General features: G+C 52.5%; 15 protein-coding genes. 14 read left to right on the plus strand and 1 reads right to left on the minus strand.

Annotated elements, in window-relative coordinates:
- Positions 1 to 329: 329 nt before the first annotated feature.
- The 12 genes from rny to MKX64_RS19835 all read left to right on the plus strand — a co-directional run bounded on the left by rny (position 330) and on the right by MKX64_RS19835 (position 12,528).
- Positions 330 to 1,871: a ribonuclease Y gene (gene rny, locus MKX64_RS19780; RefSeq protein WP_176475494.1), complete on the plus strand. Its 1,542-nt coding sequence runs from the start codon at positions 330 to 332 to the stop codon at positions 1,869 to 1,871.
- Positions 1,872 to 1,961: 90 nt separating this feature from the next.
- The gene (locus tag MKX64_RS19785; protein ID WP_176475495.1) at positions 1,962 to 2,756 is read left to right on the plus strand and encodes a TIGR00282 family metallophosphoesterase; all 795 of its coding nucleotides are present in this window, start codon (positions 1,962 to 1,964) and stop codon (positions 2,754 to 2,756) included.
- 126 nt (positions 2,757 to 2,882) lie between these two features.
- Positions 2,883 to 3,143, plus strand: coding sequence for a stage V sporulation protein S (locus tag MKX64_RS19790; protein WP_006211249.1), 261 nt, complete (start codon positions 2,883 to 2,885; stop codon positions 3,141 to 3,143).
- Positions 3,144 to 3,249: 106 nt separating this feature from the next.
- The gene (locus MKX64_RS19795) at positions 3,250 to 4,206 is read left to right on the plus strand and encodes a dipeptidase (protein WP_341037126.1); all 957 of its coding nucleotides are present in this window, start codon (positions 3,250 to 3,252) and stop codon (positions 4,204 to 4,206) included.
- Positions 4,207 to 4,380: 174 nt separating this feature from the next.
- A complete protein-coding gene (gene pduL / locus MKX64_RS19800) occupies positions 4,381 to 4,953 on the plus strand; it encodes a phosphate propanoyltransferase (RefSeq protein WP_095265662.1) in 573 nt (190 codons plus the stop codon).
- Between the two features lie 273 nt (positions 4,954 to 5,226).
- The gene (miaB, locus tag MKX64_RS19805; protein ID WP_341037128.1) at positions 5,227 to 6,786 is read left to right on the plus strand and encodes a tRNA (N6-isopentenyl adenosine(37)-C2)-methylthiotransferase MiaB; all 1,560 of its coding nucleotides are present in this window, start codon (positions 5,227 to 5,229) and stop codon (positions 6,784 to 6,786) included.
- A 65-nt stretch (positions 6,787 to 6,851) separates the two neighbouring features.
- On the plus strand, positions 6,852 to 7,301 hold the full coding sequence (locus MKX64_RS19810; protein ID WP_095265752.1) for a RicAFT regulatory complex protein RicA family protein: 450 nt from the start codon (positions 6,852 to 6,854) through the stop codon (positions 7,299 to 7,301).
- A 187-nt stretch (positions 7,302 to 7,488) separates the two neighbouring features.
- Complete coding sequence (locus tag MKX64_RS19815) at positions 7,489 to 8,274, plus strand: NUDIX domain-containing protein (protein ID WP_095265660.1); 786 nt, start codon at positions 7,489 to 7,491, stop codon at positions 8,272 to 8,274.
- 90 nt (positions 8,275 to 8,364) lie between these two features.
- A complete protein-coding gene (locus tag MKX64_RS19820; protein WP_095397872.1) occupies positions 8,365 to 8,907 on the plus strand; it encodes a cysteine hydrolase family protein in 543 nt (180 codons plus the stop codon).
- Between the two features lie 159 nt (positions 8,908 to 9,066).
- Complete coding sequence (locus MKX64_RS19825) at positions 9,067 to 10,521, plus strand: nicotinate phosphoribosyltransferase (protein WP_095265658.1); 1,455 nt, start codon at positions 9,067 to 9,069, stop codon at positions 10,519 to 10,521.
- Positions 10,522 to 10,920: 399 nt separating this feature from the next.
- The gene (locus MKX64_RS19830; RefSeq protein ID WP_341037130.1) at positions 10,921 to 11,928 is read left to right on the plus strand and encodes an acrylyl-CoA reductase family protein; all 1,008 of its coding nucleotides are present in this window, start codon (positions 10,921 to 10,923) and stop codon (positions 11,926 to 11,928) included.
- Between the two features lie 72 nt (positions 11,929 to 12,000).
- The gene (locus tag MKX64_RS19835) at positions 12,001 to 12,528 is read left to right on the plus strand and encodes a hypothetical protein (protein ID WP_230875698.1); all 528 of its coding nucleotides are present in this window, start codon (positions 12,001 to 12,003) and stop codon (positions 12,526 to 12,528) included.
- A 97-nt stretch (positions 12,529 to 12,625) separates the two neighbouring features.
- Here MKX64_RS19835 and MKX64_RS19840 read toward each other — a convergent pair whose 3' ends face one another.
- Complete coding sequence (locus tag MKX64_RS19840; protein ID WP_095265750.1) at positions 12,626 to 13,141, minus strand: MogA/MoaB family molybdenum cofactor biosynthesis protein; 516 nt, start codon at positions 13,139 to 13,141, stop codon at positions 12,626 to 12,628.
- Positions 13,142 to 13,250: 109 nt separating this feature from the next.
- Between MKX64_RS19840 and MKX64_RS19845 the strand changes: the two genes are divergently transcribed.
- Positions 13,251 to 14,414 carry a CobW family GTP-binding protein gene (locus MKX64_RS19845; RefSeq protein WP_341037132.1) on the plus strand — a complete coding sequence of 388 codons (1,164 nt, stop codon included), beginning with the start codon at positions 13,251 to 13,253 and terminating at the stop codon, positions 14,412 to 14,414.
- A 144-nt stretch (positions 14,415 to 14,558) separates the two neighbouring features.
- Complete coding sequence (locus tag MKX64_RS19850) at positions 14,559 to 14,897, plus strand: four-helix bundle copper-binding protein (protein WP_095265655.1); 339 nt, start codon at positions 14,559 to 14,561, stop codon at positions 14,895 to 14,897.
- Positions 14,898 to 14,919: the final 22 nt, after the last annotated feature.

Below are 14,919 nucleotides of genomic sequence, written 5' to 3' on the forward strand. Positions count from 1 at the left end.
ATTGGAAGCGTTGGTGGATGGCTGCTGTTTCCCCCAGCGCTTTCCCTTGACAATATCTTTTCATCAATACTAAAATAAACATGAATCTGTAACATGAAATAGTAGCCTTTTTCCTTCCAAAAAAGCGACTGTTTTGTGAAAGATTCTTGATTCGCCAATTCATCATAACGAAATGTGAGCCGCTGTAGAGGCGGGCTTTACGTGTGGACAAACACGTGTGGGGAGGCAGTTTCATCTGCCGGAATTTTATGTATGAATGAATGAGTAACCTGACAATTGCACATTCCCAAGGAATGCCTTGGAGGAACCAACGAGGAGGTGATCAGATGATTGAGACATGGATCTGGATCATAGTCGTTCTCGTTGTAGCCGCTATATTCTTTGGGTTCGGTTATTTTATTCGCAAATCCCTTGCAGAAGCTAAAATTTCCAGTGCGGAGGAAGCCGCTTTGCAGATCGTTGAGAATGCAAAGAAGGAAGCTGAAGCGCTGAAGAAAGAAACGGTCCTCGAAGCGAAAGACGAAGTCTTTAGAATTCGGGCCGAGGCTGAAAAAGACACTCGCGAGCGCCGGAATGAAATTCAACGGCAGGAACGCAGATTGTTGCAAAAGGAAGAATCGCTGGATAAAAAAATAGAATCTTTGGAACGTAAAGAAGAACAAGTGGCGAACAAAGAGAAACGAATTGAAGAAACCCAGCAGCAGATTGATTTGATCTACAAAAAACAGGTGACCGAGCTGGAGCGTATTTCCAACCTCACCATGGAAGATGCACGCAGCATTATTTTAAGCAATGTTGAGCAGGAAGTTCGCCACGAGACGGCTCAGATGATCAAAGAGATCGAGCAGCAAGCGAAGGAAGAAGCCGACAAGAAATCGCGCGAGATCATTACGCTTGCCATTCAGCGTTGCGCTGCCGATCACGTAGCAGAGACTACGGTGTCGGTAGTTACACTGCCGAATGAAGAAATGAAAGGGCGCATTATCGGTCGTGAAGGCCGCAATATCCGTGCTCTGGAAACCTTGACCGGGATTGATCTTATCATCGATGATACACCGGAAGCGGTGATTCTGTCCGGTTTCGATCCAATCCGCCGCGAAATTGCCCGTACAGCCTTGGAGAAATTGGTGGCTGATGGTCGGATTCACCCGGCGCGTATTGAAGAAATGGTGGAGAAATCCCGCAAGGAAGTGGACGAACGCATTCGCGAGTATGGAGAACAGGCCACCTTCGAGGTTGGCGTGCACGGACTGCATCCGGATCTTATCAAGATCCTGGGCCGTTTGAAATTCCGTACAAGCTATGGTCAAAATGTGCTGAAGCACTCGATGGAAGTCGCTTATCTTGCCGGTCTGATGGCAGGAGAGCTCGGGGAAGACATTGTATTGGCGAAACGTGCCGGGCTGTTGCATGACATCGGTAAAGCGCTGGATCATGAAGTGGAAGGTTCGCACGTTGAAATCGGCGTGGAGCTGGCGAAGAAGTACAAGGAACATCCGGTGGTTATCAACAGTATTGCTTCTCACCACGGTGATTGTGAAGCAACTTCGGTTATTGCCATGCTCGTTGGAGCGGCTGATGCACTGTCGGCAGCAAGACCGGGTGCCAGAAGAGAGACGCTTGAGACGTATATCAAACGTCTGGAGAAACTGGAGGCGATCTCGGAATCGTTCGAAGGCGTGGAGAAATCCTATGCCATTCAAGCCGGACGTGAGGTTCGCGTAATGGTACAGCCTGATAAAATCGATGATGCGGAAGCTTTCCGATTGGCTCGTGATATTACGAAGACCATTGAGAATGAGCTTGACTACCCAGGTCATATCAAAGTCACTGTCATTCGGGAAACCCGGGCAGTCGATTATGCGAAATAAGCTTAAAGTCCGAAAGTGGCCGCAACCCGGCCACTTTTTTCATTAAGACGCAGAAGGAACACACAGCGTATTCTAAGGAGCGTGATTGACATCAACGTTTTATTCATCGGAGATATCGTCGGCAGCACGGGGCGCAAGGCATTGAAGGCCTGTCTGCCGGAACTGAAAAGCAAATATAATCCGCATATCATCATTGCCAACGGGGAGAATGCGGCATCTGGACGGGGCATTACGTCTGCCATTGCCAATGAGTTTTTTAATCTGGGCGTTCACGGAATTACGATGGGCAACCATACATGGGACAACCGGGACATATTCGAATTCATCGACGATGAGCCGAGAATGGTTCGGCCGGCCAATTTCCCGCCGGGAACACCGGGAAGAGGATATACAATCGTTAAGGGCAACGGCAAGCAGCTGGCGATTGTGAATCTGCAAGGAAGAACGTTTCTGCCGGCGATCGATTGTCCATTCCGTGCGGCAGATGACATCGTGGATGAGCTGCGAGCGGAAACGAAGTCCATTCTGGTTGATTTCCATGCTGAGGCGACATCGGAGAAAATCGCCATGGGCTGGCATCTCGACGGACGGGTGTCGATGGTGGTCGGCACGCATACCCATGTTCAGAGCAATGACGACACGATTCTCCCGGGCGGAACGGCCTATCTGACCGACACGGGCATGGTAGGCTCGAAGGAAGGTGTGCTTGGCATGCAGCGCGAAGCGGTGCTGTACAAGTTCAAAACCCAGCTTCCGGCCCGGTTCCAGGTGGATGAGGGGAAATGGCATTTTCATGCCGTCTATGCAGATATTGATGAAGCGACAGGCAAAGCTCGCAAAATTGAAAAAATTCGCCTTTACGAGGACGAATGGAGGATGGATTGAAGGGCGCTATAAACGGTTAATAATGTAGGACACCAACAAAAAGAAGGAATTTTTTCTCCTCTCACGAATAACATCTACTAAGCAGAAGCAAACGATCACTCAACATTCCCAGGGGAGGTACTTACCATGGAAGTATTAAAAGTTTCAGCCAAATCCAATCCGAATTCAGTGGCAGGAGCGCTGGCTGGGGTTCTACGTGAACGCGGCGGAGCGGAGCTGCAAGCGATTGGGGCGGGAGCACTGAACCAGGCTATTAAAGCGGTAGCAATTGCCCGGGGATTTGTAGCACCGAGCGGGGTGGACTTGATCTGTATTCCTGCTTTTACGGATATTGTGATTGATGGCGAGGACCGGACGGCGATTAAATTGATCGTAGAACCTAGATAATGTTGGAAGTGACGTTTGGCCTGTTTACCTGCGGGGGCTGCACCTGGATGTAAACAGGCTTTTTGCTGTGAATCGATATATTCCTTGATGAAGGGGGACCTTTGGGATGCGGGTGGTCGATTTTCATTGTGATGCACTCAGCAAAATGTGGCAAAATCCGCAGGCTTCGTTTGTTGATGCTCCGGATATGGACGTCACGTTAAAGCGAATGGAGGAAGGCTCCCTCGACCTTCAGGTGTTTGCCGTGTTCTTGTCCGAGCAGTACGGAAAGCCTTCGATGGAGCGAATCCTTGCCCAGATTGAGGTATTCCGCGATCGGATCTATCGTGCCGGACATCTGGAGTGGCTGCAGTGGAAAGAGCAGGTGTATAACATCCGGCAGGGAGGGAAGCAATGGGGGCTGCTGTCTCTGGAGGGGGCCGATGGACTGGAAGGGCAGTTGTTTTATGTCGACGTATTATACAAGCTTGGCGTTCGCTTTCTCGGCGTCACCTGGAATTATGCTAACTGGGCGGCGGACGGGGCGATGGAGAAGCGAAATGGCGGGCTTACCAGGCGCGGTCGTGAACTGGTGAAGCGGTGCAACGAAATCGGCATGCTGCTGGATGTATCCCATCTGTCACGGGCATCGTTCTGGGAGTTGACCGAGCTGACGCATGCGCCCATCATCGCTTCCCATTCCAATGCCGATTCGGTATGTCCCCATCCCCGGAACCTGGCCGATGATCAGATTCGGGCGGTGATCGCGCTAAACGGGCTTGTTGGCGTTACGTTTGTCCCCTGGTTCATCAAGAACGGTACAGGCCTGGTAAAGATGGAGGATGTGCTGCCTCATATTGAGAAGATTTGCGAGCTGGGCGGCGAAGCGCACCTGATGTTCGGCTCCGATTTTGACGGGATTGACGAGTGGGTCAGGGGGCTGGAGCATCCCGGCGCTTATCCGGATCTGGCAGAGCTGCTGCTGAAGCATTATTCGGCGTCCCAAGTCGAGGGCTGGATGTCCGGCAATGCCCTTCGGTTTCTGGAAGCGAACCTGCCGGCGATGAATAGTGAAAAATCATGACGCGCGCAGCGAGCACCGGAATTCGGTGTTAGCCGCTTCATTTTCAATAAATAGTCACGAAATCGGGCAAAAGGCAGAACGATGTCATCGGTCTGCCTTTTTATTTTTGGGTAATAGAGAGTATAATAGGTGGTGGCATGTACAGCATATAGAGAAAAACAAGGAGTGAGTCAGGTGAGCAAAACTGTACCGGTGGGTGTATCTGCCCGCCATATCCATTTGACACAAGAACATATTGAGACATTGTTCGGACCAGGATATCAATTGACGGAATTCAAGCCATTGTCCCAGCCTGGACAATTCGCTGCTAACGAAACGGTGGCGGTAATCGGCACGAAGGGGCAATTTGATAAAGTGAGAATTTTGGGACCTGCACGTCCTGCAACCCAGCTGGAGATCTCCCTTACGGATTCCTTCGCGCTTGGTGTGAAGGCACCTGTACGCGAATCCGGCAACATTGAGGGAACGCCAGGTATTACGATTAAAGGGCCGGCTGGCGAAGTTACGATTGACCAAGGGGTCATCATCGCTGCCCGTCATATTCATTTCCATACATCCGATGCCGAGAAATGGGGCATTAAAGATAAAGATCTGCTGAAAGTCCGTTTGGGCGGTGAGCGCGGCGTTGTGTTCGAGAACGTCATTGCTCGTGTATCCGACAGCTTCGCCCTCGATATGCATATCGATACCGACGAAGCGAATGCAGCCGGCGCAAGAACCGGGGACACTGCGGAAATCGTGGACTAACACATACTGAGAATCGAATAAGGTGCACCTTGGAGCTGACGAAAACGGCTGTATATGTCGTCCAGGGCCGCCTCGCTTGAAGAGCCGGGATTATGCCATTTGATCCGACGGCTCTTTTTGCTGTATGCCGGGCAAATCATCGCCCCGGTATGGTAGCTTAGCCCTCAAGATCATGATATAATTAAAAACAGTGCCTATCTGGCCGTTTTTCATAACAAAATTGTACAATCGGATTACAAGAGATTTAACGGAGCATAAGGAGTGACCTGTTGCATGTCCAAAGAAACGAAGGACTACTCCAAGTATTTTGATTTTTCCAGTGCGAAGATTCTCTCCGAGGACGAGAACGGAAAGCGAATCCGCATTAACGGCAGGGAAATCAATATTCTATCGGAGCCTAACCATAGACAAGAGAAGCAGCGTGGCAAACAGAGCGTCGAGGTGCTGTACGATACCGCGGTTCCTAGTGAGCTGAAGGGCATCGGCTCGGGCAAGCACTATCTGGTGTATACGTACGGGTGCCAGATGAATGAGCATGACTCCGAGACGATCAAGGGTCTGCTCGAGCAGATGGGCTATCAGCCTACGGAGGACCGCAAAGAGGCGGACATCATTCTGCTGAACACCTGTGCCATTCGAGAGAATGCCGAGGACAAAGTGTTTGGCGAGCTGGGGCATCTCAAGCATCTGAAGACCGAGAAGCCGGATCTGCTGCTGGGCGTCTGCGGCTGCATGTCGCAGGAGGAAGCGGTGGTGAAACGTATTCTGCAAAAGCACGGCTTCGTTGATCTGATCTTTGGCACACACAACATTCACCGTCTGCCTCATCTCATCCAGGAGGCGCTGTTCAGCAAGGAGATGGTGGTTGAGGTATGGTCCAAGGAAGGCGACATCGTGGAGAACCTGCCGAAGAAGCGGGAAGGGCTTCGCGGCTGGGTGAACATCATGTATGGCTGCGACAAGTTCTGCACGTACTGCATCGTCCCTTATACGCGGGGCAAGGAGCGGAGCCGCCGACCGGAGGATGTTATCGCCGAAGTGCGTGAACTGGCGCGTCAGGGCTATAAGGAAATTACGCTGCTGGGTCAGAATGTCAATGCTTACGGAAAAGATTTTACCGATATCAACTATACATTTGCCGATCTGATGGATGAGATTCATAAGATCGATATTCCGCGCGTGCGGTTTACAACCTCTCATCCGCGGGATTTTGATGACCATCTGATTGAGGTGCTTGCCAAAGGCGGCAATCTGGTGGAGCATATTCACCTGCCGGTGCAGTCCGGCAGCTCGCAAATCTTGAAGAAAATGAGCCGCAAGTACACCCGCGAATCGTATCTGGAGCTGGTCCGCAAGATCAAGGCGGCAATTCCGGACGTGGTGCTTACCACCGACATCATCGTTGGCTTCCCGGGAGAGACGGATGAGCAGTTTGAAGAGACGCTCTCGCTGGTGCGGGAGGTCGGATACGACTCCGCCTTTACGTTCATCTATTCGCCTCGTGAAGGGACACCGGCCGCCGTGATGGAGGACAATGTTCCGATGGAGGTCAAGAGCGAGCGTCTGCAGCGTCTTAACGCAGCGATTAACGAGTTCAGCCGCAAGAGCAATGACCGACTGATGGGCCAGACGGTGGAAGTGCTTGTTGAAGGCGTCAGCAAGAACAACGAATCGATGCTGTCCGGCCGCACCCGCACGAACAAGCTGGTTCATTTTGAAGGGACGGCGGATCTGATCGGAAGCTTTGTCCATGTACAAATTACCGATCCAAAAACATGGTATATTAAAGGGGAAATGGTACCGGAGCCGGTCAGTACGCCGGATGCGGTATAACGTAGCAATCCAACGGATTCAGGAATAACAATAACCGAATTGAGGATAGAATTGGAGCGATGAATGTGGCACAAGAGCATGGTCGTGTGAACGCGTACGGAATGACAAGCTACAATACAAGAGAATTGATTATTCGCGACGATATTATGGCCAAGGCGGAAGAGCTGGCCGAGCTGATTTCATCCAGTGAAGAAGTCAAAATGTTCAAGCAGGCGGAGGAAAAAATCCGCAATCATGAGCGCGTGCAGGATTTGATTAAGCAGATTAAGAAAAAGCAGAAAGAAATCGTCGCTTTCGAAACCTTCAAGAACCAGGAGATGGTGGCGAAGATTGAACGGGAAATCGAAGAGCTGCAGGACGAGATCGACAGCATTCCACTTGTGGTGGAATTCCAGCAAACCCAAAGCGACATCAACTATTTGCTACAACTTGTCGTTTCGGTCATCCATGACACCGTTTCGGAGAAGGTCAATGTGGAAACCGGGAAAGACATGCCGCCGAGCAGCTGCGGGTAAGGAGAAGGTGCGGACTGGTTCCGCGCCTTTTTTCGCTTTATATGCCTTCCTACATAAATGATGCGGTAAAACAGAGAGCAGCAGGGCAAGTTAAAGGTGAACTTCTGCATAATCCTGTTAAAATATAGTCAATATATCTTGACAATGCAAACAAATATGTCATAATGAAATTATCAAAATAATAGTTATGGTGATGGAAATGACGGATCATGAACAGAAGCCGAAGAGCAGCGGTAAGAAATATCGAACACCGGACGGGGTTCCTGCTGATATAGTCATGTTTACGCTCACGAAGCGGGAACGGAAGACGGTGACCAAGACGCTGCCGATTCGGGAGCTGAAGGTCATGCTCATTCGGCGCCGCTCCTGGCCATTTGCAGGCATGTGGGCACTGCCGGGCGGATTTTGCCGCGAGAGTGAGTCCATCTACGATGCGGCCAAGCGTGAGCTGAAGGAGGAGACCGGCGTGGATGGCGGTCATCTCGAATATTTGGGGGTATACAGCGCGCCGGGGCGCGATCCTCGGGGCTGGATCATCAGCCATGCTTTTTTTGCCCTGGTGGAGGAATGGATGCTGGAGCATCGACAGGCGGCGGATGATGCTGAGGAAGTCGGCCTGTTCACGATGGAAGAGGCGCTGGAAGAACTGGAGCTGGCGTTTGACCACCGCAAGATCATTATGGATGCTTATCGGAAAATTCAGCTGCAGATGCTGCAGACGACCATTGCCAGACAATTTCTGCCGGAGCATTTTACATTAAGCGAGCTGTATCAGGTCATTCAAACGGTTGTGCCTGAATTTAATGAGCCGAACTTTATCCGCAAGATCACCTCCACCCGCAGCAGAAAAGGAATTCTGGAGGAGGTTCGGGACGAGGAAGGCAATCCGCTCAGCTCGAATCAGTATTCCCAGCGGCCGGCGCAGCTGTACCGGTTCACGGACCATTCGCCGCTGCTGTCCATTTATACGTAAAGTTTCAGCTGCAGCCGGACTCCAAGTCAGCATGTCGTTAAGTGTAAGGAACAAGTTGCATTCCAATCGATGACAAAGGAGTGTTGATGGATGAAAGCTTTAATCGTGATTGATTTCACGAATGATTTCGTGGACGGGAATCTTCCGGTCGGCAAGCCGGCAATCGAGATTGAGCCTACGATCGCCAGGCTGACAGAATCGTTCTGTGATCAAGGGGATTATGTGGTGATGGCGGTGGATCTTCATGAGCGCGATGATTCCTATCATCCGGAGACGAAACTGTTTCCTCCGCATAATATCCGGGGAACCAGTGGCCGCGACCTGTACGGCGCTTTGAAGGATGTGTACGAGGCGCGCAAAGAGCAGATCTATTGGATGGACAAAACACGCTACAGTGCTTTTTGCGGAACCGATCTGGATCAGAAGCTGCGGGAGCGCGGTATTACCGAGGTTCATCTGATCGGCGTCTGCACCGACATTTGTGTGCTTCACACTGCGGTGGATGCGTACAATCGAGGGTATCATATTACCGTGTATGAGGATGCGGTCGCAAGCTTTAACCCGGAGGGCCACAAGTGGGCCTTGGGTCATTTCAGCGGCAGCCTTGGCGCCAGCGTCGTTCGCAGCGTTTAAATTGACAGCTGTATAAGTTGAACGAAGAACTAGACAAGAGAACGCCAGAGCGATCGGAAGCCCTTATACCCGGTTGACTTTAAACCGTTCATTGATGTTCAACTTGTACGAACCTCCCGGAGAGACATATATGGACCGGGCAACTGGAGGATGATCGTGATGATGACAGCGGGATTGGCCCTGCATACGGATAAATATCAGATTAACATGATGTACGCTCATTGGATTAACGGCTCTCATAACACGAAGGCGGTGTTTGAAGCCTATTTCCGAAAGCTTCCGTTTGGCAACGGCTATGCCGTATTCGCCGGACTGGAGAGAATCGTGAATTACATTCAGTCCCTCTCCTTCTCGGATGATGATATCGCCTATTTAGCGAAGCAGGAGGAGCAGTACAAGCCGGAATTTCTGGAGGAGCTGCGACGCTTTCGCTTCAAGGGCAGCATCCACGCCATGAAGGAGGGCGCGCTTGTATTTCCGAACGAGCCGCTCATTCGGGTGGAAGGAACGATCTTCGAAACGCAGCTGGTCGAAACCGCCATTCTGAACTTTATGAACTTCCAGACGCTGATCGCAACGAAGGCGTCCAGAATTCGTCAGGTGGCCGGGGATGACACGCTGCTGGAGTTCGGGACCCGCCGTGCCCAGGAGGCAGACGCGGCCGTATGGGGAGCCAGAGCCGCTTACATCGCCGGTTTTCACGCGACATCCAACATGCTGGCCGGAGAGAAGTTCGGGATTCCGACGAAAGGGACACACGCCCATTCCTGGGTGCAGACGTTCCGAAGCGAGCAGGAAGCATTTGATATCTTTGCCCAGGTGATGCCGGATCAGGTCACGCTGCTGGTGGATACGTTTGATACGCTGAAGAGCGGAATACCGAATGCTATCAACACCGCGAAAAAGCTGGAGGCGCAGGGCAAGCGGATGAATGCGATCCGTCTTGACAGCGGCGATCTGGCTTATCTCTCGATTCAGGCGCGCAGAATGCTTGATGACGCCGGTCTTGATTATGTCCGCATTGTCGCCTCCAACGATCTTGATGAGGGAACGATTCTTGATCTGAAGGCGCAGGGCGCCAAGATCGACACCTGGGGCGTGGGCACCCAGCTGATTACGGCAGCGGACCAGCCGGCGCTGGGCGGGGTTTACAAGCTGGTGGAGCGCGAGGTGGACGGCAAGATGGTACCGACCATCAAAATATCGGCCAATCCGGAGAAAGTATCGACACCGGGAAAAAAAGAGGTGTATCGCATCATCTCCAATGGCAGCGGGAAAGCCATCGCCGATTATATCTGCTTCCCGCATGAAGAGATGCCGCCGGAGAACGGCAAGCTCAAGCTGTTTAACCCGCTGCATCCATACATGCGCAAGAATGTGAAGAACTTTGAAGCTGTTCCGATGCTGACGCCGATCTTTATTCAGGGAGAGCTTGTGTATGAGCTTCCGCAGCTGGAGGAGATTCGGGCCTACCATGACACCCAGCTGGATCAATTCTGGCCGGAATATTTGCGCAAGCTGAACCCGGAGATTTACCGGGTGAACTTGAGCGAAGAGGTATGGGAGGTCAAGCAGCGAATGATGGCTGAACTGATGGAACATAGTGAAGATTAAACATCATCATATCTAAGGCAGCGATACCTAACGCTCCTGTGCAGATGTTCTCATGCTGCGCCGGGGCGTTTGGTTTACATCAACCGACAGGCGGTTTGGCACAAGCAGCGGGTCTCCTGGAGTGATTGACCGGCATCTTGCAGACGAATGAAGGGCAGGGCTGGGCAATGCTGGGCTAGGCAAGGCGTATCATCGGTCACTGACATCCAAGCTGAACAGATGGTACTGTAGTAGGCAGCAGATACGGAAATAACCAATAGGAAATTATTTCTCGGGAAAGCGCAGGAAGCGCCAAATTGTGCGCCCCCTGCAGCGGCTTCGACAGACAGCAGGGCAGCAGCCCCCGTCTGCTTAAATGTCCGAGATGCAGGTTAAACAATAAGGGAAAGGGTGGTTGTCATGCGCGCGGATACACCATTTCAGGCATTTGTGCTGCGAGAGGAGAAGGACGGCGGTGTCCGGGGCGGGATCGAGCCATGGACGCTGGATCAGCTGCCGGAAGGGGATGTGACAGTCAAGGTCTCCTATAGCGGCGTCAATTATAAAGATGGTCTTGCCAGTATACGGGAAGGAAAAATCGTTCGCAAATACCCGTTTATTCCGGGGATTGATCTGGCCGGGACGGTGATGACTTCATCCCATCCCGACTTTCAGCCGGGAGATAAGGTATTGTGCACCGGATATGAGGTCGGGGTATCCCATGATGGCGGATACAGCGAATATGCCAGAGTCCGGGGCGACTGGTTGGTGCCGCTGCCGAGCGGCTTGCTCGTCCGGGAAGCGATGGCGATCGGAACAGCCGGCTTCACAGCGGCGCTATCCGTGGACGCGCTGCTTCGCAGCGGTCTCCGTCCGGATCAGGGCCCGGTGCTGGTCACGGGCGCTACCGGTGGTGTGGGCTCTTTTGCCGTCTCCATATTAAGTCGCCTCGGCTATCATGTCACAGCTGCGACTGGCAAGCCGGACGTGGCAGATTGGCTGCGATCCGTCGGGGCCAGCGAAGTGGTGAGCAGAGACGAGGCGGCCGGAAGCGGGAAAGGCGCGCTGTCCGATCAGAGATGGGCTGCGGCCGTAGACCCGGTAGGAGGCGCTCAGCTCGGGGAAATCCTTAAACATGTGAAATACGGCGGCGCTGTCGCCGTGTCGGGGATGACGGGAGGGCGCTCGTTCGAGTCCTCGGTCTATCCGTTCATCCTGAGGGGAGCATCGCTGTTTGGCATCGATTCGGTATATTGCCCGATGGAGCGGCGCACAGCGATCTGGTCACGGCTCGCCAATGAATGGAAGCCGGAGCAGGTGCTTGCTCACGGGATCGCCGAGTACAACCTTGATCAGCTGCCCGAGCTGCTGCATAATATTCTTCAAGGCAAGGCCATCGGCCGCAGTGTCATTGTTGTCGAAAAATAGAAGGCATTCGCATAATGTTCTTCCTCCGCAGCCATCCTAAGACAAGGAGCACGTGTACAGGAAGGGGGACTTATGATGATCTATCGGCGTATGCTGATCGTTCTGATCAGCGTGGTCATGGCTTCCGCAATGATCGGCTGTACTAAGCAGGTAGCCAAAGAAGAGGCGCGAAAATACAATATGCAGGCGTATGAAGAGGGGACCCGCGAGTCCCAAATGACCGGACGCGGCCTCAATGGCCGTTTTCTGGAAGACTTGCAGATGGCCTTCCGTGAACAGAACATGCGCTTGACCAACGAGAACTATGTGGAAGATGAAGTGGGAAATATGACGTACCAATACCGCATCAATAACGATTCCAGCCAGTTGATCACCGTGCATGTGTACCAGGATGAAGCGTCTCGTGAACGTGGAATCGAGGAGCTGTACGGCGGCGAAGGAGATCATCAAAACGCCGGAATGCACAATCTGGTCATCAGCGACCGGGATGCTGCGATCGTATACACCTCGACCGGAGATAAAACGGATCAGTATACCGAGCAGGTAAAAAGCATCGCCGAAACGATACTGGCAGAGTCACCACGGCGGTCAAGCCCATAATGAACCAAAACAGCGGCGCGTTAGCGCCGCTGTTTTATTATTGTCTCAGCTAAGCGGGTTTTTCGGAAACGCAGCTGCTGCGTGACGCCACGATTTCCTAGCCCTGCTTGTCCAGCTCCCGCTTCACGTGACGGAGCTCCGGCACGAGGATGCGGCTGAGCGCCAGCTTGACGGCGCCGGTCGAGCCCGGCATCGAGAATACGGCGGTATTGCCGACGGTTCCGCCGATCGCCCGGCTTAAGATAGCGGCTGGCCCGATATCTTCTGCAAAGCTGAGGTAGCGAAAAATTTCGCCGAAACCGGGCAGCTCCTTATCGAGCAAGGAAGCAACCGCCTCGTACGTCGTATCCCGTCTGGATATCCCGGTTCCACCCGTCAGCAGCACGGCCTCGACCTCGGGATCACCGGCGGCTTCATGGATCAATTCCCGAATCGTGTCGTAGTCATCCTTCACTATCATTTTTTTGACTACACGATATCCCGCTTCTTCAAGCATCTCGCGCATCAGATGGCCGCTGCGGTCATTCTCTTCTGTTCTTGTGTCAGATACGGTCACAATCATGCAGTTTACGGTCTGAGGCGCTTCTTGTCTATGTTCTTCCACTGAATTCATCATCAAATCACATCTCCTGTCTCGTTATTGCGGCATCTGTTGCAGTCCTGCGTTCATTTGTAGTACACTCGCTAGCATAATACACTAACGGTAGTTAAAGGAGTACTTTATGGATCATCGTGTAACGCCCATCTATATTTTATCAGGTTTTCTTGGGAGTGGAAAAACAACGCTGCTCACCCGCTTCATCAGTCACTGGAAGCAGCAGGGACTGAAGCCTGCCATCGTGATGAACGAGATCGGCGAGGTGAACATTGACGGTTATATCGCCGGGCAAGATGTTCCCACAGCCGAAATGCTCAGCGGCTGCATCTGCTGCTCCATCCGCTCTGACCTGTCTTCGGAGCTGGCGCTGCTGATCCAGCGGGAACAGCCGGATGTCATTGCCATTGAAGCTACGGGGGTCGCGAATCCGGTGGAGATTCTGGATGCGATTGCCGAGGCTTCATTGTATATGAAGGTGGATCTGAAACAGCTGATCACCGTGGTGGATGCAGGTCATCTGCTGGAGCTGCACCGAGAGCAGAAGGGCAAAACCTACCGTCTCATGCAGGAGCAGATTCGGGCAGCGACCTTGCTCATTTTGAATAAAATCGACCGCATTCAGGACCATGAGCAGGCGGAGATCCGTCAGCTGCTCACGCGCTGGAATCCGTATGCGCCGATTGTGCCGGCATCGCATTGCGAGGTGGATGTTGAAGCGCTGCTCGTTGGCCGGACAGCCGATGTGGTGGACGCTACAGGCCAGGGCAGCGGCAGCGGCGTTGCGCAATCTTCCGTACTGTCAGCTGGCTCTCCCGCGGCTGCGTCCCATTCCGCAGCACGAAGCCGAACCGCAACTGCGGCCGGCAGCCAATGGAATTCAGACGCTGATCATCACGGCCAGGGCGGTCATGACCCTCATAATGATCACCAACAGGACCATGAGCATCACCATCATGACCATGACTCTCATGATCACCAGCATCACCATCACGACTCTCACGATCATGTCATGTCCTACACCTATTATTTCTCCCGACCGGTCAACAGCGAGGCGTTTGAGCGATTCATATCCGAGCTGCCGCGGGATGTGTATCGGGCCAAAGGAATATTGACGTTCAGCGATACGAACAGCCGCTTTCTGTTCCAGTATGCTTATCGGGAAACAGACTTTACGAAAATTACGCCGCAGGGGGAACTGCCCGATGTGGTTGTGTTTATCGGAGAGCACTTCCATAAATTGGGGCTCGAGCAGCAGCTTCAAGCGCTTGAAAATGAGGAGCACGGTTAAACATCTAATCTAATCTGCTCTGTTCTCTAATCTGTGCACTTAAGGCCCCGTTTCCCCGTATTGCTCGTCAGGTTGGTTCAGCCGACCGGTTCGTGTTTAATAGATTGACATAGCGTTTTCAAGACAGCAAGGAGGATCTGATCGATGTTGACTGAGCCTAAGTACGAACAATGTATTGAAGCTTGTATTCGATGTATGAACGCTTGCAATGTGTGCTACGTTTCGTGTCTGAAGGAATATGAGCTGGCCAAGCTGCTGGACTGCATTGCGATCGACCGGGAGTGCGCAGATATTTGCGCTTATGCTGCCCAGGCAATGTCACGCAACAGCCCTTTTGTCAAAGAAATAGTCGAGCTATGCATCAAGATTACGACGGCATGTGCCGAGGAATGCGGCAAGCATGACCACGACCACTGCAAGCAATGCGCAGAAGCCTGCAGACAATGCGCCGAGGCTTGCCGGGAAATGCTGAGCCATCTTTAAGCCTGAGTGTTTGCTATATGAG

Origin of the sequence: Paenibacillus sp. FSL M8-0334 (assembly GCF_038000405.1) — a bacterium.
GTDB lineage: Bacteria > Bacillota > Bacilli > Paenibacillales > Paenibacillaceae > Paenibacillus_AQ > Paenibacillus_AQ campinasensis.